This is a genomic window from Agromyces sp. S2-1-8 (assembly GCF_021129215.1).
In the GTDB taxonomy this organism is placed as follows: Bacteria; Actinomycetota; Actinomycetes; order Actinomycetales; family Microbacteriaceae; genus Agromyces; species Agromyces chromiiresistens.
The window spans coordinates 3,955,167-3,977,139 of sequence record NZ_JAJOLP010000001.1 but is presented as its reverse complement, the minus strand read 5'-3'; the positions used below and the strand labels follow the sequence as shown (position 1 = coordinate 3,977,139).

The following is a 21,973-nucleotide window of genomic DNA, read 5'->3' as shown; positions in this document are numbered from 1 at the left end:
GGGCTAGTCGCCGACGAGCACCCGGAACGGGGTGCCCGGGCATTCGAGGGATGCCGCGGCGGAGGCATCCGCGAGCTGACCGACCTGCAGTGCGGGGTCGGTCGACAGCACGACGCGACCGTCGGCGTTCACGAGGGCGAGCGGGGCGTCGACCGCGAGGAAGCGGGGGAGCAGCTCCTGCTCGAGGCGGCGGACCGAGATGTCGGCGCCGACGACGCCGACCATGCGCTCGCCGTCGGGGGCGTGCACGGGCATCGTGAGCGTGAGGATGTAGTCGCACGTGCACAGGTGGTCGACGTAGGGGCCGGTCACGTGCGCGTGCCGCGTCGTCGCCGGGATGCGGTACCACTCGAGCGCGCGGAAGTCGCGGAGGTACTCGGTGTACCCGCGCGTCGACAGGTCGAGGCGGGTGGGGGCGTCGGTCGAGCCGAGCACTGGGTTGTCGTCGAGCGGCCCGAGCCACCACGCGAAGTGCACGTCGCGCCCGCGCACGATCTCGCCGTCGGCGATGAACCCGGCGCCGACGAGGAGGGCCTCGGGCTCGGTCAGGCGCGGCAGCACGAGTCCGGCCACGACCTGGTCGAGCTCGGCGGGGCGCACCTCGCCGACGGCGGCGTCGGCGGCGGGCCGCTCGCCCGGCCGGCCGGCGCGCTCGGCTTCCAGCGCGGTGCGGTCGGCGACGGCGCGGATGCCGGGCGCGATCGCCTGCTCGATGGGCGAGCGCCACTCGGCGAGCAGGTCGAAGGCACCGTCGAAGAGCCGGGCGACGGCGTCGGCGGCCTCGCGGGCGCCGCGCCTCGACGGGCTCGGCGAGCGGTCGTGGTCAGCGCTCATCGAGGGCACCTCCTCGTTCGACGCGGGCCTTCGCCTGCAGCAGGTGGGTCGCGAGCGAGCCGACCAGGGCGCCGGCCGCCTCGCGCGCCTTCGCGGGCCGGTGGGCGGCGACCGCGCGGACGATGCGGCGGTTCGCCGCCGAGGCGTCCACGCGCTCCCGGTCGTCGTCGAGACCGAGCAGCAGCAGGGGGCCGAACTCGGCCTGCAGGCGGATCTGCTCGCGCACGAGCCGCGCCGACTGGCTGAGCACGGCGAGCTCGAGGAAGAACCCGCCCTGATTGGTGCGGGCCGACGCGGCCGCCCCGAAGTCGGCCGCGTCGAGCCAGCCGGCGAGGCGCTCGGCGTCGGCGTCGGAGGCGCGTTCGGCCGCCCGCTCGGCGACGCCCGCGAGGATCGCGCCGAAGTACACGGTCATGTCGCTGAGCTCGACCTGAGCGAGCGCGCGCAGGCGTGCGGTGATGATCGTGCGGTGCTCGGCGTCGTCGTGCACGACGAAGCTGCCGCCGTCGCGGCCGCGGCGGGTCTCGACGAGCCCGGCCTCGCGGAGGATGCCGAGGCCCTCGCGCACGGTGATGAGGGCGACGCCGAAGCGGCGGGCGAGCTCGGGCTCGCTCGGCAGGCGCTCACCGGGGTCGAGCACTCCGAGCACGATGCCGTCGGTGAGGCGCTGCGCGACCTGCTCGGCACGACCCGCATCGGCGAGCTGGGCGAACACGGCTTCGCGTGCGCCCGGGCCCACCCTCGATTCCATGGGGTTCACGATAGTCGAGGGTGCGGCGGCCGAGTGGCGGCGCGCGCAAAAAAGATTCACTATAGGATGAATGAACGTGCGGCCGACCGGCCGGGCACATGCGAAGGCGGATGGATCATGAGCGAGCGACCCGAGGCGACGACCCGAGGCGTGCTCGACGGGCTGCGCGTCGCGGACTTCTCCCGCGTGCTCGCCGGCCCGTACGCGACCATGATGCTCGCCGACTTCGGCGCCGACGTCGTGAAGATCGAACCGCCGGCCGGCGACGACACCCGGCACTGGAGGCCGCCCGTCGACGCGAGCGGCATGGCCACGTACTTCGGCAGCGTCAATCGCAACAAGCGCTCGGTCGCGCTCGACCTCACGAATGAGGCGGATGCCGCGGAGGCGCGCCGGCTCGCGGCATCGGCCGACGTGGTGATCGAGAACTTCCGGCCCGGCGTGATGGCGCGGTTCGGGCTCTCCTACGACGAGGTGCGCGCCCTGAACCCCCGCGTCGTCTACTGCTCGATCACCGGCTTCGGCGCGGGCGAGGGGGCGGCGCTCGCCGGCTACGACCTGCTCGTGCAGGCAGTCGGCGGCCTCATGTCGATCACGGGGGAGCCCGACGGCGAGCCCGCGAAGGCCGGTGTCGCGCTCGTCGACGTGCTGTGCGCGCAGAACGCGCTCGCCGGCATCCTGCTCGCGCTGCGCGAGCGCGACCGCACCGGCCGAGGCCAGCTCGTCGAGGTGAACCTGCTGCAGAGCCTGCTGTCCGCGCTCACGAACCAGGCGGGCTCGACGCTCGCGACCGGGCGGGCACCGCGCCGGCTCGGCAACGCGCATCCGTCGATCGCGCCGTACGCCGTCTTCCCGGCGGCCGATCGCGACCTCGTCATCGCCGTCGGCAACGACAAGCAGTTCGGCGCGCTCGTAGGGCTGCTCGCCGAGGCATCCCCGCAGGCGGCGTCGCTCGCCGCCGACGTGCGGTACGCGACCAACGAGGCGCGCGTCGCCCACCGCGACCACCTGCGCGCCGAGCTCGAGGCGGCCCTCGCGACCGCGCCGGCCGCGCACTGGGTCGAGGCGTTCAGCGCCGCCGGAGTGCCCGCCGGGCTCGTCAACGACGTCGCCGAGGCGATCGCCTTCGCCGACGCGCTCGGCCTCGACCCCGTCGTCGAGCTCGGGCACAGCCGCACCGTGGCGAACCCGATCGGGCTCGCCGAGTCATCCCCCCGCTACCTGACCCCGCCGCCCGCGCTCGACGAGCACTCCGGTGCCGACTGGCGCGGGCCCGCCGAATAGCCCCAGCGCGCGAGCGCTGCCCGACCACCGCGACCCACCGAGAGGAACCCCCATGACGACCGCACCCCGCATCGACCAGGTCTTCGACTTCGACGCGCTGCTCACGGAAGAGGAGCGCGGCTGGCAGCAGAAGGCCCGCGGGTTCGCGCAGGAGCGCATCCTGCCGATCATCGAGGAGGACTTCGAGAACAAGCACTTCCGCAAGGAGCTCATCCCCGAGCTCGGCGCGGCCGGCTTCCTCGGCATGCACCTGAAGGGCTACGGATGCGCCGGGGCCGGCGCCGTCGCGTACGGCCTGGTCTGCCTCGAGCTCGAGGCCGCCGACTCGGGCTGGCGCACCTTCGTGTCGGTGCAGGGCTCGCTCGCGATGAGCGCCATCTACAAGTACGGCTCGGAGGAGCAGAAGCAGCAGTGGCTGCCCGGCATGGCCGCCGGCGAGCTCGTGGGATGCTTCGCGCTCACCGAGCCGCAGGGCGGCAGCGACCCCGCCGCGATGTCGACGGTCGCCCGCCGCGAGGGCGACGAGTGGGTCATCGACGGCGCCAAGCGCTGGATCGGCCTCGCCGCGCTCGCCGACGTCGCCGTCGTGTGGGCGCGCGTCGAGGACCCGTCGGGCGAGTACGGCGAGGGCGCGCGCGCGGTTCGCGGCTTCATCGTGCCGACCTCGACCGCCGGCTTCACCGCCACTGCGATCGACGGCAAGCTGTCGATGCGTGCGAGCGTGCAGTGCGACATCGATCTCGACGGCGTACGCCTGCCGGCCGACGCGATCCTGCCGGGCGCGGCCGGGCTGTCGGGCCCGTTCGGCTGCCTCAACGAGGCCCGCTACGGCATCGTCTGGGGTGCGATGGGCGCCGCGCGTTCGTGTCTCGAGGTCGCCCTCGACCGGTCGATCACGCGCGAGGTGTTCGGCAAGCCGATCGGCGCCAACCAACTCACGCAGGCGAAGCTCGCCGACATGTTCCTCGAGGTCGAGAAGGGCACCCTGCTCGCCCTGCACCTCGGCCGCCTCAAGGAGGCCGGCACGCTGACGCCGGCGCAGATCTCGGTCGGCAAGCTCAACAGCGTGCGCGAGGCGCTCGAGATCGCCCATCAGGCGCGCACGATCCTCGGCGGCGACGGCATCACGAACGCGTTCCCGGTCATGCGGCACGCGGCCAACCTCGAGTCCGTGCGCACGTACGAGGGCACCGACGAGATCCACCAGCTGATCCTCGGTCGCGCCCTCACGGGCCTCAACGCGTTCTAGGGGCCGGCGATGACGAACACGGATGCCTCGGGCATCGCGCCGCGCGGCGAGCGGGCGCTCGGTGACGACCGGGTCGGACTGACGGCGGCGAACGAGGTCGAGCTGGCGGTGACGCTCGCCGCGTCATCCGGGCTGGATGTCGCGACCCGCGCCGATCGAGGCCGCTGGCTGCGCGCGATCGCCGACGGCGTCGAGGCGCACCGCGACGAGCTCGTCGCGCTCGCCGCGGAGGAGACCCACCTCTCGGCGGCGCGCCTGAACGGCGAGGTCACCCGCACGGCGACGCAGCTGCGCTTCTTCGCCGACGTCGTCGACGAGGGGTCGTACCTCGAGGCGACGATCGATTCGCCCGACCCGTCGCTCGTGCCGCCGCGGCCCGAGCTCCGGCGCATGCTGCGGCCGCTCGGCGTCGTCGCCGTGTTCGCGGCGTCGAACTTCCCGTTCGCGTTCTCGGTGCTCGGCGGCGACACCGCCTCGGCGCTCGCGGCCGGCTGCCCCGTCGTCGTGAAGGCGCACCCCGGGCACCCGCGGCTCTCGCGCCGGATCACCGAGATCGCGCGTTCGGCGCTCTCGTCGGCGGGCGGGCCCGTCGGCGCGCTGCAGCTCGTCGAGGGCATGGAGCAGGGCACCGAGCTCGTCGCCCACCCGCGGGTGACCGCGGTCGGCTTCACCGGCTCGACGCGCGGCGGTCGGGCGCTGTTCGATCTCGCGAACGGCCGGCCCGCGCCCATCCCGTTCTACGGCGAGCTCGGCTCGATCAACCCCGTCGTCGTGACGCGCGCCGCGGTTGCGACGCCTGCCGAGGTCGCGGGCGTCGCGGCGGGCCTCGCGGGTTCGTTCACGCGAGACGGCGGGCAGTACTGCACCAAGCCCGGCCTCGTGTTCGTGCCCGAGGGCGCCGGGTTCGAGGCGGCGCTCGTCGACGCGCTCGGCGCGGCCGCTCCGCAGCGCCTGCTCACCGACGGCATCGCCGCCGCGTTCGACCGGGGCTCGGGCGCGCTCGCGGAGCGCGACGACGCTGAGGTCGTGTTCGCGGGGGAGCGTGCCGCCGATATCGCGGCGCCGGTCGTCGTCGCGACCACGGCGGGTGCGTTCGTCGCCGCGCACGAGACGTTCCTCGAGGAGTGCTTCGGGCCGCTCACCGTGCTCGTGCGGTACGGCTCCGACGAGCAGCTCGCCGCCGCGCTCGACGTGCTCGAGGGCTCGCTCACGGCATCGATCCAGCACGCGCCCGGCGAAGACGTCGCCGCGCTCGCCGACCGCCTCGTGCGCGTCGCAGGCCGCCTCGTCTTCAACGGCTGGCCGACTGGCGTCGCGATCGCGTGGGGTCAGCACCACGGAGGCGGCTGGCCCGCGACGACCGCGTCGGTGCACACGTCGGTCGGGGCGACGGCGATCCGCCGCTGGCTGACCCCGGCGACCTGGCAGGACGCCCCCGCCGCGGTGCTGCCGCCCGAGCTCGCCGACGGCAACCCGCTCGGCGTGCCCCGCCGCGAGGACGGTGCGCTCGTCGTTCCGAGCTCGTCGGTCGAGCGCCGGGTCGAGTAGGCGCGCAGCGCCCGATCGAACCCAGCGACGAAGGATCGCATCGAGACCACCGGGCGCGTGGTCCCGAGTGGCGCCCGCCTTCGTCGCACGCTGCTCGCCCGACGCCGGGTGGGAATGCAACGCGGGGTAACGCCGTTTCACCTTGCGGTCGGTGTCGTGATGGACTCGACCGCATCGACGCCGCAGACTCGCGGTCGCACCCCTCCCCACGAACGGAGCACCACATGTCACGCGCCCCTCGCGCCCGCACCCTGCTCGGCCTCGCGGCCGCATCCCTCGCCGTCGTCGCGCTCGCAGCGTGCTCGAGCGGTGCCCCGGCGTCGAGCGACGACGCCTCGGGCAAGGGCGACGAGTACGGGCTCGTGACCCCGGGCACGCTCACGGTCGCGACCGAGGGCACGTACAAGCCGTTCACCTACCACGAGGGCGGTGCCGGCGACCTCGTCGGCTACGACGTCGAGGTGGCCGAGGCCGTCGCCGACAAGCTCGGCCTGAAGGTCGAGTTCCAGGAGACCCAGTGGGACGCGATCTTCGCGGGCCTCGACGCGGGCCGCTTCGACGTGATCGCGAACCAGGTCTCGATCAACCCCGAGCGCGAGGAGAGCTACCTCTTCTCGACGCCGTACACCGTCTCGCCGAGCGTCGTCGTCGTGAACGAGGGCGACACGTCGATCACGAGCTTCGACGACCTGAAGGGCAAGACGACCGCCCAGTCGCTCACGAGCAACTTCTACCAGCTCGCGGTCGACGCGGGCGCGAACGTCGAGGCCGTCGAGGGCTGGGCGCAGGCCGTCGCCCTCCTCCAGCAGGGCCGCGTCGACGCGACCGTGAACGACAAGCTCACCTACCTCGACTACGTCAAGCAGACCCCCGACGCGAAGCTCGCCGTCGCGGCCGAGACCGACCCGAGTGAGAGCGCGCTGGCGTTCACCAAGGACAAGGCCGCCCTCGTGAAGGCCGTCGACGGCGCCCTCGCGGAGCTCCGCGAGGAGGGCGTGCTCGCCGAGCTCGGCGAGAAGTACTTCGGCGAGGACGTCTCGCAGTAACGACGCTCTGCACGATCCGGCGGATGTCGCGTTCCGCCCCCGGTTCCCGAGTGGAATCATGGGGTGACGCGGCATCCGCCGTACTTCGAAGGCGGTGAAGCGATGCCCGACTGGCAGCTCGTACTCGACTCGTTCTGGCCACTCCTGCTCGGAGGGCTGACCGGCACCATCCCACTCGCGCTGGCGTCGTTCGCGCTCGGTCTCGTGATCGCGCTCGGCATGGCGCTCATGCGCATCTCGAAGAACCGGGTGCTGAACGGCATCGCACGGTTCTACATCTCGGCGATCCGCGGCACTCCGCTGCTCGTGCAGCTCTTCGTGATCTTCTACGGCATGCCGTCGGTCGGCATCACGATCGACCCGTGGCCGAGCGCGATCATCGCGTTCTCGCTCAACGTCGGCGGGTACGCTGCCGAGGTGATCCGGGCGGCGATCCTCTCGGTGCCGAAGGGGCAGTGGGAGGCCGGGTACACGATCGGCATGTCGCCCGGCACGACGCTCCGGCGGCTCATCCTGCCGCAGGCGGCGCGCGTCTCGGTGCCGCCGCTCTCGAACACCTTCATCTCGCTCGTGAAGGACACGTCGCTCGCCTCGACCATCCTCGTGACCGAGATGTTCCGGGTCGCCCAGGAGATCGCGGCGTTCAGCCAGAAGTTCCTCCTCATCTACATGGAGGCGGCGCTCATCTACTGGATCTTCTGCTTCGTGCTCTCGGGCGCGCAGAACCTCGTCGAGAAGAGGCTGGACCGCTATGTCGCCCACTGACCCGCTCGCCCCCGTCGAGACGCCCGACGACAGCGTGCTGCTCGAGGCCCGAGGCATCCGCAAGTCGTTCGGCGACAACGAGGTGCTGCGCTCGATCGACCTCGAGGTGCGCCGCGGCGAGGTCGTGGTGCTCATCGGCCCGAGCGGCTCGGGCAAGACGACCGTGCTGCGCTCGCTCAACGGCCTCGAGACGCCCGACGGCGGTACCGTGTCGATCGCCGGCGGACCCTCGCTCGACTTCTCGAAGCCGATCTCGAAGTCCGAGCGGTACGCGCTGCGCGACCGCTCGGCCATGGTGTTCCAGCAGCACAACCTGTTCCCGCACATGACGGTGCTGCAGAACGTCATCGAGGGGCCCCTGCGCGTGCAGAAGGTGCCGCGCGAGCAGGCGGTGGCCGAGGCATCCGCACTGCTCGAACGCGTCGGCCTCGCCGAGAAGCGCGACGCCTACCCGTTCGAGCTGTCGGGCGGGCAGCAGCAGCGGGTCGGCATCGTGCGCGCGCTCGCGCTGAAGCCGCAGCTGCTGCTCTTCGACGAGCCGACGAGCGCGCTCGACCCCGAACTGGTGGGCGAGGTGCTGCAGGTCATCAAGGAGCTCGCCGACGAGGGCTGGACGATGGTCGTCGTCACGCACGAGCTCGGCTTCGCGCGGCATGCCGCCGACGAGGTCATGTTCATGGACGGCGGCGTCGTCGTCGAGCGCGGCGCCCCGAAGGAGTTGTTCTCGAACCCGCGCGAGCCGCGCACCAAGCGGTTCCTCGAGCGCATCCTGCGGCCGCTCGACTGAGCCGGCGTCGGCCGGTCGGGCGACGGCGGGCTAGCGTGGAGGCATGCCCGGCTCGCCCGCCCCGAACGGACCGGGGGTGGTGCGCGCGCGTCGCGCGCTCGGCGTCTTCCGGCTGCTCATCGCGGCGCTCGAGGTGATCGCGCTCATCGGCAACTTCCAGTACGTGCTGGGCTTCCGCTTCTTCGCGACGGCGAACTTCTTCAGCTACTTCACCGTGCAGTCGGCGTTCGCGGCGGTCGCGACGCTCGGCGTGGCCGGGGCGTTCGCCCTGCTCGCGCCGCGCGACCCGCCGTGGCTCGGCATCGTCCGCACGATGGTGACGGTGTACGTGCTCGTCTCGGGCATCGTGTTCGCGCTCATCGTGACGCAGGCGTCGACGCACGACTACCGGGTCGACGTGCCCTGGTCCGACACGCTGCTGCACTTCGTCGTGCCCGCCCTCGCCGTGATCGCATGGACGGCCGACAGCATCATCGCGGTCAACCCGCCCGTGCCGTGGTCGACGGTGGGGTGGGTGCTGGTGTATCCGTCGGCGTGGCTCGTCTACACGCTCGCCCGCGGCGCCGACGTCGGCTGGTACCCGTACTTCTTCCTCGACGAGGCGCAGGTCGGCGGACCGGTCGGGGTCGCGCTCTACTGCGCCCTCGTGCTCGTGATCTTCGTGACGCTCACGGCGGGGCTCGTCGCGGTCAACCGGTGGCTGCAGCGGGCGGGGCGGTCGCGAAGGGAGCGAGGTCGTCGAGCACCGCGGACTGGAACGCCTGGTCGTCGAGGTCGTCGAGCAGGCGAGCCTGCGCGGCAGCGATGATGCCGACGAGCACGGGCGGGCCGCCGCCGAAGGGGCCGGTCGCCTCGCCGCCGTCGACCTCGGCAGGGTCGGGCTTCGGATAGCCGTTCGCGGCACCGAGGTCGATCCAGGCGGAGACCTGGGTGCCGACGCCGACGACGGTGTAGAGGTCGGGCGCCGAGGCGGAGGCGTCGCCCGTCGTCTCGCCCGATCCGGGCTGCTCGGGTCGCCAGAACGCCTCGTCGAAGCGCAGCCAGACGAGGTCGACCGCGCCCGTGCGGAGCTCGTCGAGCGCGCGGCGGTGCCCCGCGGGCAGCGGCGGGTCGAACTCGAACGCGTCGGACTGCAGCACGCCGAGCGGCACGGCGACGACGGCCCGGTCGGCCGACACCGACTCGCCCGAGTCGAGCCGCAGCGAGACGCGGCGATCGGTCGCGGCGAGGCGGGTGACCGCGCTGCCGACGGCGATGTCGAGGCCCTCGGCGAGCAGGTCGGCGACGTCGGAGAGCCGCCCGGTGATGAGCCTGCGCGGGGTCGCGGCGAGCGCGGCGAAATCGGTGTTCGCGGAGACCACCGTCGAGCCGGCCCCGGTGAAGGGTTCGACGCCGGTGCGCACCGTGTGGCTGAGCCACTCGCCGGCGTCGACGCCGTCGGTGTCGCCGTCCTTCGGCGGGAGTTCGCCGGCGCCCATGAGCGCGGCGGCGAGCGAGACGTCGTCGGGCTGCTCAGCCGCCCACGCGTGCGCGGCGGCCACCGCGTCGGGGCCGGTCGCGGGCACCGCGACGGTGCGCCCGTCGAGCGAGCGGGTCTCGGTGCGTGCGGTGAACGGCACGGTCGTGACGGATGCCTCGTCGAGGAGCCGCGCGAGCGCGGCGTCGTCGCCGACGAAGAGCGGGCCGAGCTCGACCGGCCGCCCGAAGGCGTCGTCGCCGACGGTCTCGATGCGTCCGCCGATCCGCGTGCGCGCCTCGACCACGATGACCTCGAAACCGCCGCGATCGAGTTCGCGGGCGGCGGCGAGACCGGCGAGGCCGGCGCCGATCACGGCGACGCGTTCGCCGGGCTCGGACACGGCCATGAGGGAGGCTGCCGCATCCACGCCCGAGCGCAGTGCGCCGTGCAGGGTGCCGGGGGCATCGGGCGAACAGGCCTCACCGGCGAACCAGAGCCGGTCGCCGACGGGTTCGGCGAGCGCCTCGCGCAGTCCGGGCGTGGTGTCGACGGCGCGGAAGCCGAATGCTCCGCGGGCGAACGGGTCGGCCGCCCAGCGCGAGCGGCGCATCGCCGTCGGCAGCGGCACGCCGCCGGGCGTCGCGGTCGGGGCGGGCGTCGTCGGCGTCGGAGTGGGAGTGGGAGTGGGGGAGGGCTTCGGCTCGGGCCCGGTGCAGCTCGCGAGCACGACGGCGGCGGTGCCGGAAAGCGCCGCGGCGAGGAACCCGCGCCGGCTCACGCCGCCCCCGCCGCCTCGCTCACGCATGCTCTCAGGCTATCCGGGTGTCGGCTCATCGAGGAGCGCCCGACGAAGGAGGACGCGTGCGGAGACGTGCTCGCCGAAAAGCTGCAGGATCAGGAGACGACCACCCCGCTCGTGGGCGGTGCCGGCCGAATGGTCCTGCAACTTTCCGCAGAACGACGGATCGCCCGCATCCATGCAGATGCAGGCGATCCGGGGCGGTGGTCTCGATGCGCTTCGCTCCTCGACCGACCGGGTTCGGTCACGCGGTGACGTGGCCGTCGGCGACGGTGAGCGCCTCGTCGATGATGTCGAGGCCGCGCACCAGCTCCTCCTCGCTGATCACGAGCGGCGGTGCGACGTGCATGCGGTTGAAGTGGATGAACGGCCACAGTCCGGCCTGCTTGCACGCGGCTGCGACGGCGCCCATGGGCGCCGCGTCGGCGCCGGCGGCGTTGAACGGCACGAGCGGTTCGCGGGTCGAGGCATCCTTCACGAGCTCGATGGCCCAGAAGAGGCCCAGGCCGCGCACCTCGCCGACCGACGGGTGCTTCGCGGCGATCTCGCGCAGGCGCGGGCCGACGACGCGCTCGCCGAGGTCGCGCACGCGCTCGAGGATGCCGTCGCGCTCGAACACCTCGAACGTCGCGACGCCCGGGGCGCACGCGAGCGGGTGGCCCGAGTACGTGAGCCCGCCCTGGAACGCGACCGTGTCGAAGTGCGCGGCGATCTTCTGCGAGATCACGACGCCGCCGAGCGGCACGTAGCCCGAGTTCACGCCCTTCGCGAAGGTGATGAGGTCGGGAGTGACGCCGAAGTGGTTCACGGCGAACCACTCGCCGACGCGGCCGAAGCCGACCATGACCTCGTCGGCGATGTACACGATGCCGTACTTGTCGCACAGCGCGCGCACGCCCTCGAGGTAGCCGGGCGGCGGCACGAGCACGCCGTTGGTGCCGACGATCGTCTCCATGATGATCGCGGCGATCGTCGACGCGCCCTCGAGCACGATGACCTGCTCGAGGTGCGCGAGCGCGCGCTGCGCCTCTTCGGCAGGGGTCGTCGCGCCCCACGACGAGCGGTACTCGTACGGGCCGAAGAAGTGCGCGACGCTGCCGTCGCTCGGCTCGTTCGCCCAGCGGCGCGGGTCGCCCGTGAGCGAGATCGCGGTCGCGGTGCCGCCGTGGTAGCTGCGGTACATCGACAGCACCTTGCGACGACCGGTGACGCCGCGTGCGAGACGCACCGCGTACTCGTTCGCGTCGGCGCCGCCGTTCGTGAAGAACACCTTGTCGAGGTCGCCGGGGGCGACCTCGGCGATGCGGCGCGCGAGTTCGCCGCGCACGTCGGACGCCATCGACGGCTGGATCGTCGCGAGGCGGGCCGCCTGCTGCTGGATCGCCGTCACGAGGTCGGGGTGCTGGTGGCCGAGGTTCAGGTTCACGAGCTGCGACGAGAAGTCGAGGTACTCGTCGCCCTGGTAGTCCCAGAAGGTGGCGCCGGCGCCACCCGCGACGGGCAGCGGGTCGATGAGGGCCTGCGCGCTCCACGAGTGGAACACGTGGGCCCGGTCGTCGGCGCGCACCTGCGCGTCGGCGGCGGGGTCGGGGAGCTGGTGCACGGACCCCTGGCGGTCGGTGTAGGCGGGCCCGTCGGTGAGGGTGTCGGTCATTTCGGATGCCTCGTTCAGTCGTTCGCCGGGACTCAGTGGTTCTGGGGGAAGCCCAGGTTGATGCCGCCGTGGGTGGCCGGGTCGAGCCAGCGGCTCGTGATGGCCTTCTCGCGGGTGAAGAAGTCGAAGCCGTGCGCGCCGTACGCCTTCGAGTCGCCGAAGAGCGACTGCTTCCAGCCGCCGAACGAGTGGTAGGCGACGGGCACGGGGATCGGCACGTTGATGCCGATCATGCCGACCTCGATCTCGTTCTGGAAGCGACGGGCCGCACCGCCGTCGTTGGTGAAGATCGCGGTGCCGTTGCCGAACTGGCCCGAGTTGATGAGGTCGACGCCCTCCTGGAAGGTCTCGACGCGCACGATCGACAGGACCGGGCCGAAGATCTCCTCGGTGTAGGCGCGCGACGTGGTCGGCACGCGGTCGAGCAGGGTGGGGCCGAAGAAGAAGCCGTCCTCGTGGCCGTCGACGGTGAATCCGCGGCCGTCGACGACGACCGCGGCACCGTCGGCCTCGGCGATGTCGACGTACGACGACACCTTGTCGCGGTGCACGTCGGTGATGAGCGGGCCCATGTCGGGCTCGACGCCGTCGACGCCCGCGCCGTTGCCGATCTTCAGCTTGCCGATGCGCTCGGTGATCTTCTCGATGAGCTCGTCGGCGACCGGCTCGACGGCCAGCACGACCGAGATCGCCATGCAGCGCTCGCCCGCGGCGCCGTAGCCCGCGTTGATCGCCATGTCGGCGGCGAGGTCGAGGTCGGCGTCGGGCAGCACGAGCATGTGGTTCTTCGCCCCGCCGAGCGCCTGCACGCGCTTGCCGTGCTTCGAGGCCGTCTCGTAGATGTACTGCGCGATCGGCGTCGACCCGACGAACGAGATCGACTGCACGTCGGGGGAGGTGAGCAGGCCGTCGACGGCCTCCTTGTCGCCCTGCAGCACGGTGAACACGCCGTCGGGCAGGCCGGCCTCCTTCCACAGCTCGGCGAGCCAGAGCGCAGCCGACGGGTCCTTCTCGGAGGGCTTCAGCACGACGGCGTTGCCCGCGGCGATCGCGATGGGGAAGAACCACATCGGCACCATGGCCGGGAAGTTGAAGGGGCTGATGATGCCGACCACGCCGAGCGGCTGCTTGATCGAGTACACGTCGATGCCGGTCGAGGCGTTCTCGCTGAACGCGCCCTTGATGAGGTTCGGGAAGCCGGTCGCGAGCTCGACCACCTCCTGCCCACGGGCGATCTCGCCCGCGGCGTCGGAGAGGACCTTGCCGTGCTCGGCGGTGATGATGGCGGCCAGCTCGCCCTTGCGCGAGTTGAGCAGCTCGCGGAACGAGAACAGCACCGCCTGGCGCTTCGCGATCGAGTACTCCGACCAGACCTTGAAGCCGGCGACGGCCGACGCGATCGCCGCGTCGATCTCGGCCTGGTCGGCGAGGGCGACCTCGGCCTGCACGGCACCGGTGGCGGGGTTGTACACCGGTGCGGTGCGGCCCGAGGTCGAGGTGCGCAGCGCGCCGTCGATCCAGTGTCCGATCACGCGCGATTCGGGGGTCGTGGTGGGTGACGAGGCCGTCTCCGTGATGCTCATCGCAGCTCCTTCAGCTGGTCGTGCGGGGCCGGGTCGGACAGAATGCCCGATGCTCGGCTAAGCTTCTGTTTCCAAGTGTTGCAGAGGCGAAGTGAGCGGAGCGATGGCAGTTCGTCGCGAAGATGAGGCGATCCGAACGGATCGTCCGACGGGTCAGAGCCCGGTGATGCCGGCGGTCGGCGACGGGGCGGCGATGCCGACCGTTCGCGAGATCGTCGGGCTCCAGGCGTTCGCCGACGGGGTGCCCGAGGTGCTGGTCGGCGGCGAGGCCCTCGAGGCCCCCGTGCGCTGGGCGCACGTCTCCGACAGCGCCGGAGTGGCGCGACTCCTCGACGGCGGCGAGCTGCTCCTGTCGACGGGCTCCGGGTGGCCCACCGAGCCCGACGAGCTCTCGGCCTTCGTGCGCGGGCTCGTCGACGCGGGACTCTCGGGCCTCGTGCTCGAGCTGGGCGCGCACTACCGGTACGTGCCGGCCGTCGTCGTCGAGACGGCGCAGGAGCACGGCCTCGCGCTCGTCGCGCTGCATCGCGAAGTCAAGTTCGTCGCCCTCACCGAGGCGGTGCACAGCCGCATCATCTCCGAGCAGACCGCCGCACTCCGCGCGCGCGACGAGGTGCGCGAGCGATTCACGGCGCTGAGCCTTCGCGGTTCGCCCGCCGACTACATCGTGCAGCAGCTCGCGCAGACCCTCGGCGCCCCCGTCGTGCTCGAGAACCTCGCGCACGAGGTCGTGGCCGCCGAGGTGCCGGGCGGCGACGAAGCCGAGCTCTTCGCGAACTGGGAGACCCGTTCGCGGCACGCCCACGACGACGACGCCCTGCTCATCGTGCCGGTCGAGGCGCGCGGCATCAGGTGGGGGCGGCTCATCGCGCTGCCGGGCCCGCCGCATCCGGCCGGCCGTACGGGCGTGCTCGAGCAGGGGGCGATCGCGCTCGCGCTCGGTCGCCTCGCCGACGGCATCGAGGTCGACGAGTGGGTGCGGGCGGGGCGCCAACGGCTCATCGACGCGCTGCTCGACGGCCGGTTCGCCGGATTGCCGGCCGCGGCCGGCCGGCTCGTCGCGGCGGGCTTCCCCGTCGAGCAGGCGGCACTCTACGGGCTCGTCGCGACCGGCGCCCCGATCGAGGCGCGCGCGGTCGACGCCGCGGCGCGCGAACTCGGCGGGCGGGCGCTCGCCGGCACGGCCACCGGCGCTGCACCCGCGACGATCGTGCTCGTCTCCCTGCCCCAGCGGGCGGTGCTCGACGACGAGGCGGCACGCGGGTTCGCGCGGGCGATCGTCGGCTCCGAGGCATCCGCAGAACGCATGGTGATCGCCATCGGATCGCGCGCGACCGGGCTCGACGGCCTGCTGGGCTCGGTGCAGGAGGCGCTCGACCTGGCGCGGGCGCCGGGCGCCCGGCCGAGTCGCGGGCCGGTGCTGCGGCGTGCCGAGAACCGTCCGCTCGTGCGGCTCGTGACGTCGCTGCGCGACGACCATCGGTTGCAGCGGCACAGCGAGCAGATGCTCGCCCCGCTCATCGAGTACGACCTCGCCCGCGGCGGCGACCTGCTCGACGTGCTGGGCGCGACGCTCGCGCACCCGGGCAACCGCACGGCGGCGGCGTCGGCCTCGCACCTGTCGCGGTCGGTCTTCTACCAGCGGCTCGCGCTCATCGGCGACCTGCTCGACGTCGACCTCGACGACGGCGAGACGCTGACGGCCCTGCATCTCGCCCTGCTCGTGCGCCGCAGCGGGACGCGCTGAGCACCGGCGAACCGGTGTTCACTTGCTATTGACAAGTGAACTTGTTAAGAGCAAGCTGAGTCTCGCAACCCACGAACGAACGACGATCCCGATGGAGGAGATCATGACCACGACCAGCATCTTCGTGAACCTGCCGACGACCGACCTCGACCGCTCGAAGGCGTTCTACGAGGCCCTCGGCTTCAGCATCAACCCGCTCTTCACCGACGAGAACGCCGCGTGCGTCGTGCTCGACGAGAACATCTACTTCATGGTGCTCACCCGCGAGTACCTCGGCACCTTCACCGACAAGCAGATCATCGACCCGAAGACGCAGGCGCAGACGAGCATCTCGTTCACCCGCGACTCGCGCGACGAAGTCGACGCGGTGCTCGCCAAGGGCCTCGCAGCGGGCGGGTCGGAGCCGCGCGAGGCGCAGGACTACGGGTTCATGTACTCGCGCGACCTCGAAGACCCCGACGGCAACATCCTCGGGTTCCTCTTCATGGAGCAGGCGGCCGTCGAGCAGGGCCCCGACGCGTACCTGGCGCAGCAGGCGTCGGCCGGCGGCGCGGCCTCGGCCTGAGGCATCCCGCATGGCGACGCGCGCCGCGCGCGGCTACGGCCAGTACAGCGGCGTGGCACGGGCCCTCGAGCGGGTCGGCGAACGGTGGGCGCTGCTCATCGTCCGCGACCTGCTCGGGGGCGCGCGGCGGTACAGCGACCTCAAGGCGTCGCTGCCGCGCATCCCGACGAACATCCTGAGCGACCGGCTGCGCGAGCTCGGGGAGTCGGGGGTGATCCGGCGCGTTCCGATGGTGCGCGGCGGCTACGAGCTCACGCCCCTCGGGCGTGAGCTCGCGCCCGTCGTCGCCGCGCTCGAACGCTGGGGCTGGGCGGTGCTCGGCGACCCCGGAGACGGCGAGACGGTGAGCGCCGACTCCGTCGCCTTCGCGCTGCGATCGGCATTCCGGCCGGATGCCGCGGCGTCGATGCCGCCCACGGAATACGTGCTGCACCTGGCCGACGAGAGTGCTCCCGACGCGGTGGTCGTCTCGGTGTCGGCGATCGTCGTGGGCAGCACGCTCGACGTCGCGCCCGTCGGCCCCGGCGCCCTGCCGCAACCCCGGCGATCGGCGTTCGAGCCCGTGCCGCAGGCCGTGCTCGAACTCGAGCTCGCACCAGGCCGGCTGCGAGCACTGCTGGCGGGCGAGGCATCCGTGTCGAAGTCGTTCGCAGGTGACGCCGAGCTGCTCGCGCGGTTCAGCGAGACGTTCCGCATCGAGCCGGCGGGGCCGCCGCAGGGGGCGGCCGACGCGGCGGTCGCGTGAGGCGGGCGTTATCCAAGCGATACGGAGAACTCCTTCCTGCGGACGGGAGCGGGCCGGTACGTTGATCGGACACGGCCGGGGGCCACGTGCATGAAGGAGATCCATGCCTCGCAACGTATCTTTCGTCGGATCGTGGGCCGGAGCGGTTCTCGCAGCGGGCACAGCGCTCGTGCTCGTCGGGTGCGCGACGTCGGGCGACGCGACCGAGCCCGAGCCGACGGCCGCGGTCACGGCCGCGCCGACACCCGTCGAGACACCGACGGCCACACCGACGGTCGCGCCGGTCGCCGTCGATCCGGCTGATGTGTCGACCTGGACGATCACGACGAGCGGCATCGGGCCGATCCAGCGAGGAGCCTCGGCCGAGGCGGCCATCGCCGAGCTCACGGCCTTCGAGTCAGAGGAGTACTGCCCCGGGATCGTGCAGCTCTCGACGGAGGGTTCGGCCTCGATGCTGTTGACCCACCCCGAGGGCGCTGACGCGATCGGCGGGGTGTGGGCCAACGGCCGCGCCGACGCCGAGGGAGTGGTGCCCGCGTCGCCGAAGACCGAGACCGGTGTAGCGCTCGGGTCGACCATGGACGAGCTCGCAGCCGCCTACCCCGACCTCGCGCCGTCGAACCAGACGGGTGCCGAGTCGTACGGTTACGCCGCCGGCGACGAGGCGAGCGGGTACCTCAACTTCCTCGTCGAGAACGATGTCGTCGTGATGATCGGGGTCCAGGACCGGGCCGGCATTCCGAAGGAGTTCTGCGGTTGAACGTGCCGACCATGAGCCGAGCCAGAGGAGTCCTCGCGGCGCTCGCGGTCGCTGCCGTGCTCGCCGCCTGCTCGGGCTGCGCGATCAACGCGGGCGGCGCCGCGACCTCGCGGGCGTCCGAGCGCTTCAGCGGCGTCGCCGACGTCGACGAGGTCGCAGTCAGCGGTTCGAACAACCTGCCGTTCATGGGGTCCGCGAACGTCGTGCTCCGCGTCGACGACGCAGCGTCGCCCGAGCGCGCCGTCGAGCTCGGTCACGAGCTCGGTGCGTTCATGGCGCACGACGGCGGCGGCGCCGTGTCGTGGAAGGGTGCGATCGAGTACGAGAGCTTCACGGTGGAGATCACCGACGATCGCGCCCTGAACGACACGCGGCTCGCCATCGCGGGTCCGATGTGGGAGAGCGGCGTCGAAGGCGTGCTGAGCGCGTCGGAGGTGTTGATGTCGGCCGTCGACGCCGACGGGCTCGAGCCGGCGGCACGCCGTTCCCAGGCGCTCGCGGCCCATGACTCGCTCGAGGTCCGTTCAACTGCGGAGGTCGGCGCGTTCGTGCCCGTCGAGGGTGAACCGGCCGACGGCTATGACCAGGTCCTGATGCAGGGGCGATACGGGATGCCGACGCGGTTCGAGGCCGTCGCCGACCCCGGCGTCTCCCTCGAGGCCGAGTTCGACGTCTTCGACGAGGTGCGGGCCTCGTATCCGGTCGAGGCGGGCCGGATCAGGGAGGGAGAGGTCAGCCTCCTCGTGACGGTCACCGACCTCGACTCGGCGACGGCGCTCGCCGAGCAGCTCGCAGCCGCATCCGGCATCGAGGTCGAGATCGAGCGGGCCGGGCCCGGCGACGTGCCGCTCTGGGGCTAGACGACATCGCCGGACCCGGCCCGCTCGGGCGGGCTACTTCGCGACGAACGAGAGCCGCTTGTTCGAGAACTCGCCGATGCCGATGGGGCCCATCTCGCGGCCGAAGCCCGATCGCTTGACCCCGCCGAACGGCAGCTCGGCGGCCTCGGCGGCGATCGTGTTGACGTGCGTCATGCCGACCTCGAGACGCGAGGCGACGCGGGCGGCACGTGCCTCGTCGGTCGAGAAGACCGAGCCGCCGAGGCCGAGCGCGCAGTCGTTGGCGAGTTCGAGGGCCTCCTCGTCGCTGTGCACCCGGTAGACCGTCGCGACCGGTCCGAAGATCTCCTCGCGGTACGACTCCGAGTCGCGCGGAACGTCGGTGAGCACGGCGGGGGAGTAGTACGCCCCGGGGCCGTCGGCGAGGACGCCGCCCGCCTGGAGCTTCGCACCCTCGGCGATCGCCCTCTGCACCTGCGCGTGCACCGTCTCGGCGGCGGTGCGCGTCGACAGCGGGGCGTACTGGCCCTCGCCGAGGTCGAGCTGGTCGCCCGGCTCGAGGCCCGTCGCGAGCTTCGTCAGCTCGGCGACGAACTCGTCGTAGATGTCGTCCATGACGATCATGCGCTTGTTCGAGTTGCAGACCTGGCCGCCGTTGTAGACGCGGAAGTCCCACGCCGCCTTCGCCACGGAGGCCACGTCGTCGGCGTCGAGCACGACCATCGGGTCGATGCCGCCGAGCTCGAGCACGGCCTTCTTGAGGTGGCGGCCCGCCTGCTCGCCGATGATGGCGCCGGCGCGCTCGGAGCCCGTGAGCGAGACGCCCTGCACGCGCGGGTCGGCGATCATGGTCGCGATCTGGTCGTGCGAGGCGAACACGTTCTGGTAGCCGCCGACCGGAACGCCGGCCTCCTCCATGATCTCCTGGACGGTCAGGGCCGAGCGCGCGCAGATGTCGGCGTGCTTCAGGATGATCGTGTTGCCGAGCACGAGGTTCGGCGCCGCGAAGCGGGCGACCTGGTAATAGGGGAAGTTCCACGGCATGACGCCGAGCAGGGCGCCGACGGGCAGCTGCTCGATGACGGCCTTGCCGGGGATGGTCGACGGGATCTCGTGGTCGGTGATGAGGCTCGGGCCGTACACCGCGTAGTACTCGATGATCGAGCGGGCGAACTCGACCTCGTCGAGCGACTCCGCGATCGACTTGCCCATCTCGACGGCGATGAGGCGGGCGAGCTCGTCTCGACGCTCGTCGAAGAGTTCGGCGACGCGCTTGACCACGGCGGCGCGCTCCTGCACGCTGCGTTCGCGCCACTCGCGGTAGGCGGCGTCGGCCGCCGCGAGCGTCTGCTCGATCTCGGCGTCGGTCGCCGACTCGAACGTCTCGACGATCTCCCCCGTCGCGGGGTTCTGCACCCGGTACTTGGCCATGTCTGCTCCTCCTGAAACCTGAATCCTGAAACGTAGAACGCGCCTCAGCGCGAGATGAACACCTTGCGGAGCGGTTCGCGGACCGTCCAGATGGTCTTCATGCCGGCCTCGAGTCGCACGACGGCTCCCGGCGCCAGCACGATCGGGTCGCCGGGGCGGCCCGTCGACGGCACGTGCTCGAACTCGACCGTCGCGGCGCCCGCGAGCACGACGAACACCTCGTCGACCTCGACGTCGCGCATCGCGCCGACCGACATCTCCCAGACGCCGATCTCGCCGACCGCCGACTCGTCGAGGGGGAGGTACGCCGTCGTCGGGCTGCCCGCGACGACCTGGTCGGCCGGCACCGGCTCGTGCTCGAGCGCCAGCCCCGCGGCATCCGTCACCGCACCGGCGAGAAGCCGCAGCACGTCGCCCTGCCCGTCGGCGCTCACGAGTCGAACCCCAGGCCGAGCGCGTCGAGCGTCTTCAGCAGCACGTTGCGCTTGCCGCGGTTGTGGTCGGCTCGGTCGAGCGACCAGCGCGTGGCGTTGATGCCCATCGCCGCTGCGGGCTCGGGCGGGAAGGGCAGGGGGCGCTTGCGCACCATCTCGAGCGAGGTGCGCTCGTTCTCGCGCCCCTCGAGCAGGTCGAGCATGACCTCGCCGGCGAACCGCGTCGATCCGACGCCGAGGCCCGTGAAGCCCTGCGCGTAGGCGACGCGGCCGTCGCGCGCCGTGCCGAAGAACGCCGTGAACTGCGTCGAGGTGTCGATCGCACCGGCCCACTGGTGGCTGAACCGCAGCCCCTCGAGCTGCGGGAACGTCGTGAAGAAGTGGCTCGCGAGCTTCTGCCAGGTCTCGGGGCGGTTCTCGTACTGCTCGCGCACCTTGCGGCCGTAGTGGTAGATCGCGTCGTAGCCGCCGAACAGGATCCGGTTGTCCTTCGAGAGGCGGTAGTAGTGGAACTGGTTCGCCATGTCGCCGATGCCCTGGCGGTCGTTCCAGCCGATCGAGGCGAGCTGCTCGGCCGACAGCGGCTCGGTCATGAGCACGTAGTCGTACACCGGCACCGTCATGAGCCGGTTGCGCTTCAGGAGCGACGGGAAGACGTTCGTGGCGAGCACCGCGTGCTTCGCGTCGACGCGGCCGCCATCGGTGACGATGCTCACCGCGCCCGTCGACCCGGGAGTCTCGAGCCTGCGCACGGGCGAGCCCTCGAAGATCTCGACGCCGCGTTCCTCGGCCGCACGGGCGAGCTCGGCCGCGAGGCGCGCCGGGTGCACCATGGCGTTGGTGCGCTTCTCCCAGACTCCGGCGAGATAGGTCGGCGAATCGACGGATGCCCGGACCGCGGCCTCGTCGAGGAACACGACGTCGTCGGCCTCGCCGTTCGACGCCGCCTCGTCGGCCCACTCGCGCAGCCACTCGACCTGGTGCTCCTCGATCGCGGGGGCGAGCTGCCCGGTGCGCTCGAACTGGAAGTCCATGCCGTACTTCGCCTCGCTCGCCTCGATGGCGTCGAGGTTCTCCATGCCGAGGCGGTGGAGCAGGTGCATCTCCTTCGGCCAGCGGGCCTTGCCGTTCTCGTCGCCGTGCGTGAGGCTCGCCTCGCAGAAGCCGCCGTTGCGGCCGGAGGCCGCCCAGCCGATGCGCTTCGCCTCGACGAGCACGACGCGCGCGTCGGGGTTGCGCTCCTTCGCGAGCAGCGCCGTCCAGAGGCCGGTGTACCCGCCGCCGACGACGACGAGCTCGGCGACCTTCGTGCCGGCGAGCTTCGGCCGGTTCGGCGTGAGGGTTGCGGGCAGGTCGTCGCGCCAGAACACCGCGTGATCGGTGGTGGCGAGCGAGTGCTCGATGACGGATGGACGGGGGGTGCGTCGTTCGAAGACGGTGGTGCCCACGGGGTATCACTCCGATGCGATTGGTTGCCATCCATCCTGACGGCGGCGGGTCGAGGTCGCCAGCGGCGGGTGTCGCGATCTGGGCTCGCGACCGAACGACTTGTCCGATCGGCTGCAGCCGCTGTCGCAACGCACTCCTGGAACGTACCCCCCGTTCGTGGGGCATGGCCCGGATTGGTGCGAGATGTCGTGCCGGAGGATCCCTCATCCGTGAATAAACTCCACCATATGGACGGTATGACGGC

Annotated in this window: 20 protein-coding genes; 12 read left to right on the top strand and 8 right to left on the bottom strand. The window is 72.0% G+C overall.

The annotated features are described in order from the left end of the window. Positions 1 to 3: 3 nt before the first annotated feature. Both LR269_RS18075 and LR269_RS18070 read right to left on the bottom strand, forming a co-directional pair. Entirely contained in the window at positions 4 to 834 is an 831-nt protein-coding gene (locus LR269_RS18075) for a cache domain-containing protein (RefSeq protein ID WP_231432139.1), read from the bottom strand. Next, complete coding sequence (locus LR269_RS18070; RefSeq protein ID WP_231432138.1) at positions 824 to 1,585, bottom strand: FadR/GntR family transcriptional regulator; 762 nt, start codon at positions 1,583 to 1,585, stop codon at positions 824 to 826. Before LR269_RS18070 ends, LR269_RS18075 begins: the two co-directional genes overlap by 11 nt. Before the next feature lie 117 nt (positions 1,586 to 1,702). Between LR269_RS18070 and LR269_RS18065 the strand changes: the two genes are divergently transcribed. The 7 genes from LR269_RS18065 (at position 1,703) to LR269_RS18035 (ending at position 9,072) form a co-directional block, all read left to right on the top strand. Continuing rightward, positions 1,703 to 2,869 carry a CaiB/BaiF CoA-transferase family protein gene (locus tag LR269_RS18065; RefSeq protein WP_231432137.1) on the top strand — a complete coding sequence of 389 codons (1,167 nt, stop codon included), beginning with the start codon at positions 1,703 to 1,705 and terminating at the stop codon, positions 2,867 to 2,869. Positions 2,870 to 2,921: 52 nt separating this feature from the next. Then, positions 2,922 to 4,118: an acyl-CoA dehydrogenase family protein gene (locus LR269_RS18060; RefSeq protein ID WP_231432136.1), complete on the top strand. Its 1,197-nt coding sequence runs from the start codon at positions 2,922 to 2,924 to the stop codon at positions 4,116 to 4,118. 9 nt (positions 4,119 to 4,127) lie between these two features. Continuing rightward, positions 4,128 to 5,666 (top strand): aldehyde dehydrogenase (NADP(+)), encoded by a 1,539-nt coding sequence (locus LR269_RS18055; RefSeq protein ID WP_231432135.1) that lies wholly within the window; start codon positions 4,128 to 4,130, stop codon positions 5,664 to 5,666. 224 nt (positions 5,667 to 5,890) lie between these two features. Next, entirely contained in the window at positions 5,891 to 6,712 is an 822-nt protein-coding gene (locus LR269_RS18050; RefSeq protein WP_231432134.1) for an amino acid ABC transporter substrate-binding protein, read from the top strand. Between the two features lie 102 nt (positions 6,713 to 6,814). After that, entirely contained in the window at positions 6,815 to 7,477 is a 663-nt protein-coding gene (locus LR269_RS18045) for an amino acid ABC transporter permease (RefSeq protein ID WP_231432133.1), read from the top strand. Continuing rightward, positions 7,464 to 8,264: an amino acid ABC transporter ATP-binding protein gene (locus LR269_RS18040; RefSeq protein ID WP_275506252.1), complete on the top strand. Its 801-nt coding sequence runs from the start codon at positions 7,464 to 7,466 to the stop codon at positions 8,262 to 8,264. The genes LR269_RS18045 and LR269_RS18040 overlap by 14 nt, the downstream gene beginning before the upstream one ends. A 43-nt stretch (positions 8,265 to 8,307) precedes the next feature. Then, a complete protein-coding gene (locus tag LR269_RS18035) occupies positions 8,308 to 9,072 on the top strand; it encodes a Pr6Pr family membrane protein (protein ID WP_231432132.1) in 765 nt (254 codons plus the stop codon). Here LR269_RS18035 and LR269_RS18920 read toward each other — a convergent pair. The 3 genes from LR269_RS18920 to LR269_RS18020 form a co-directional block, all read right to left on the bottom strand. Beyond that, positions 8,954 to 10,528, bottom strand: a complete 1,575-nt coding sequence (locus LR269_RS18920) for an FAD-dependent oxidoreductase (RefSeq protein ID WP_275506254.1) — start codon at positions 10,526 to 10,528, stop codon at positions 8,954 to 8,956. The two genes, LR269_RS18035 and LR269_RS18920, sit on opposite strands and share 119 nt — an antisense overlap. Positions 10,529 to 10,766: 238 nt before the next feature. Beyond that, entirely contained in the window at positions 10,767 to 12,176 is a 1,410-nt protein-coding gene (locus LR269_RS18025; RefSeq protein WP_231432131.1) for an aspartate aminotransferase family protein, read from the bottom strand. Positions 12,177 to 12,208: 32 nt separating this feature from the next. Then, complete coding sequence (locus LR269_RS18020; RefSeq protein ID WP_231432130.1) at positions 12,209 to 13,759, bottom strand: CoA-acylating methylmalonate-semialdehyde dehydrogenase; 1,551 nt, start codon at positions 13,757 to 13,759, stop codon at positions 12,209 to 12,211. A 103-nt stretch (positions 13,760 to 13,862) separates the two neighbouring features. On the opposite strand from LR269_RS18020, the gene LR269_RS18015 reads away from it, so the two are divergent. The 5 genes from LR269_RS18015 to LR269_RS17995 all read left to right on the top strand — a co-directional run bounded on the left by LR269_RS18015 (position 13,863) and on the right by LR269_RS17995 (position 18,436). Beyond that, positions 13,863 to 15,506 carry a PucR family transcriptional regulator ligand-binding domain-containing protein gene (locus tag LR269_RS18015; protein WP_231432129.1) on the top strand — a complete coding sequence of 548 codons (1,644 nt, stop codon included), beginning with the start codon at positions 13,863 to 13,865 and terminating at the stop codon, positions 15,504 to 15,506. 103 nt (positions 15,507 to 15,609) lie between these two features. Further along, a complete protein-coding gene (locus LR269_RS18010; RefSeq protein WP_231432128.1) occupies positions 15,610 to 16,071 on the top strand; it encodes a VOC family protein in 462 nt (153 codons plus the stop codon). A gap of 10 nt (positions 16,072 to 16,081) precedes the next feature. Next, positions 16,082 to 16,816 carry a helix-turn-helix domain-containing protein gene (locus tag LR269_RS18005; RefSeq protein ID WP_231432127.1) on the top strand — a complete coding sequence of 245 codons (735 nt, stop codon included), beginning with the start codon at positions 16,082 to 16,084 and terminating at the stop codon, positions 16,814 to 16,816. A 103-nt stretch (positions 16,817 to 16,919) separates the two neighbouring features. Continuing rightward, positions 16,920 to 17,576, top strand: a complete 657-nt coding sequence (locus tag LR269_RS18000) for a hypothetical protein (RefSeq protein ID WP_231432126.1) — start codon at positions 16,920 to 16,922, stop codon at positions 17,574 to 17,576. A gap of 11 nt (positions 17,577 to 17,587) precedes the next feature. Beyond that, positions 17,588 to 18,436 (top strand): hypothetical protein, encoded by an 849-nt coding sequence (locus LR269_RS17995; RefSeq protein WP_231432125.1) that lies wholly within the window; start codon positions 17,588 to 17,590, stop codon positions 18,434 to 18,436. Positions 18,437 to 18,469: 33 nt separating this feature from the next. On the opposite strand, the gene LR269_RS17990 is transcribed toward LR269_RS17995, so the two are convergent. Genes LR269_RS17990 through LR269_RS17980 form a run of 3 tightly spaced genes read right to left on the bottom strand, consistent with a single transcriptional unit; the run spans position 18,470 to position 21,728 of the window. Next, entirely contained in the window at positions 18,470 to 19,846 is a 1,377-nt protein-coding gene (locus LR269_RS17990) for an NAD-dependent succinate-semialdehyde dehydrogenase (protein ID WP_231432124.1), read from the bottom strand. 44 nt (positions 19,847 to 19,890) lie between these two features. Beyond that, complete coding sequence (locus tag LR269_RS17985; protein WP_231432123.1) at positions 19,891 to 20,280, bottom strand: cupin domain-containing protein; 390 nt, start codon at positions 20,278 to 20,280, stop codon at positions 19,891 to 19,893. Next, positions 20,277 to 21,728, bottom strand: a complete 1,452-nt coding sequence (locus LR269_RS17980) for an FAD-binding oxidoreductase (RefSeq protein ID WP_231432122.1) — start codon at positions 21,726 to 21,728, stop codon at positions 20,277 to 20,279. Before LR269_RS17980 ends, LR269_RS17985 begins: the two co-directional genes overlap by 4 nt. Between the last annotated feature and the right edge of the window lie 245 nt (positions 21,729 to 21,973).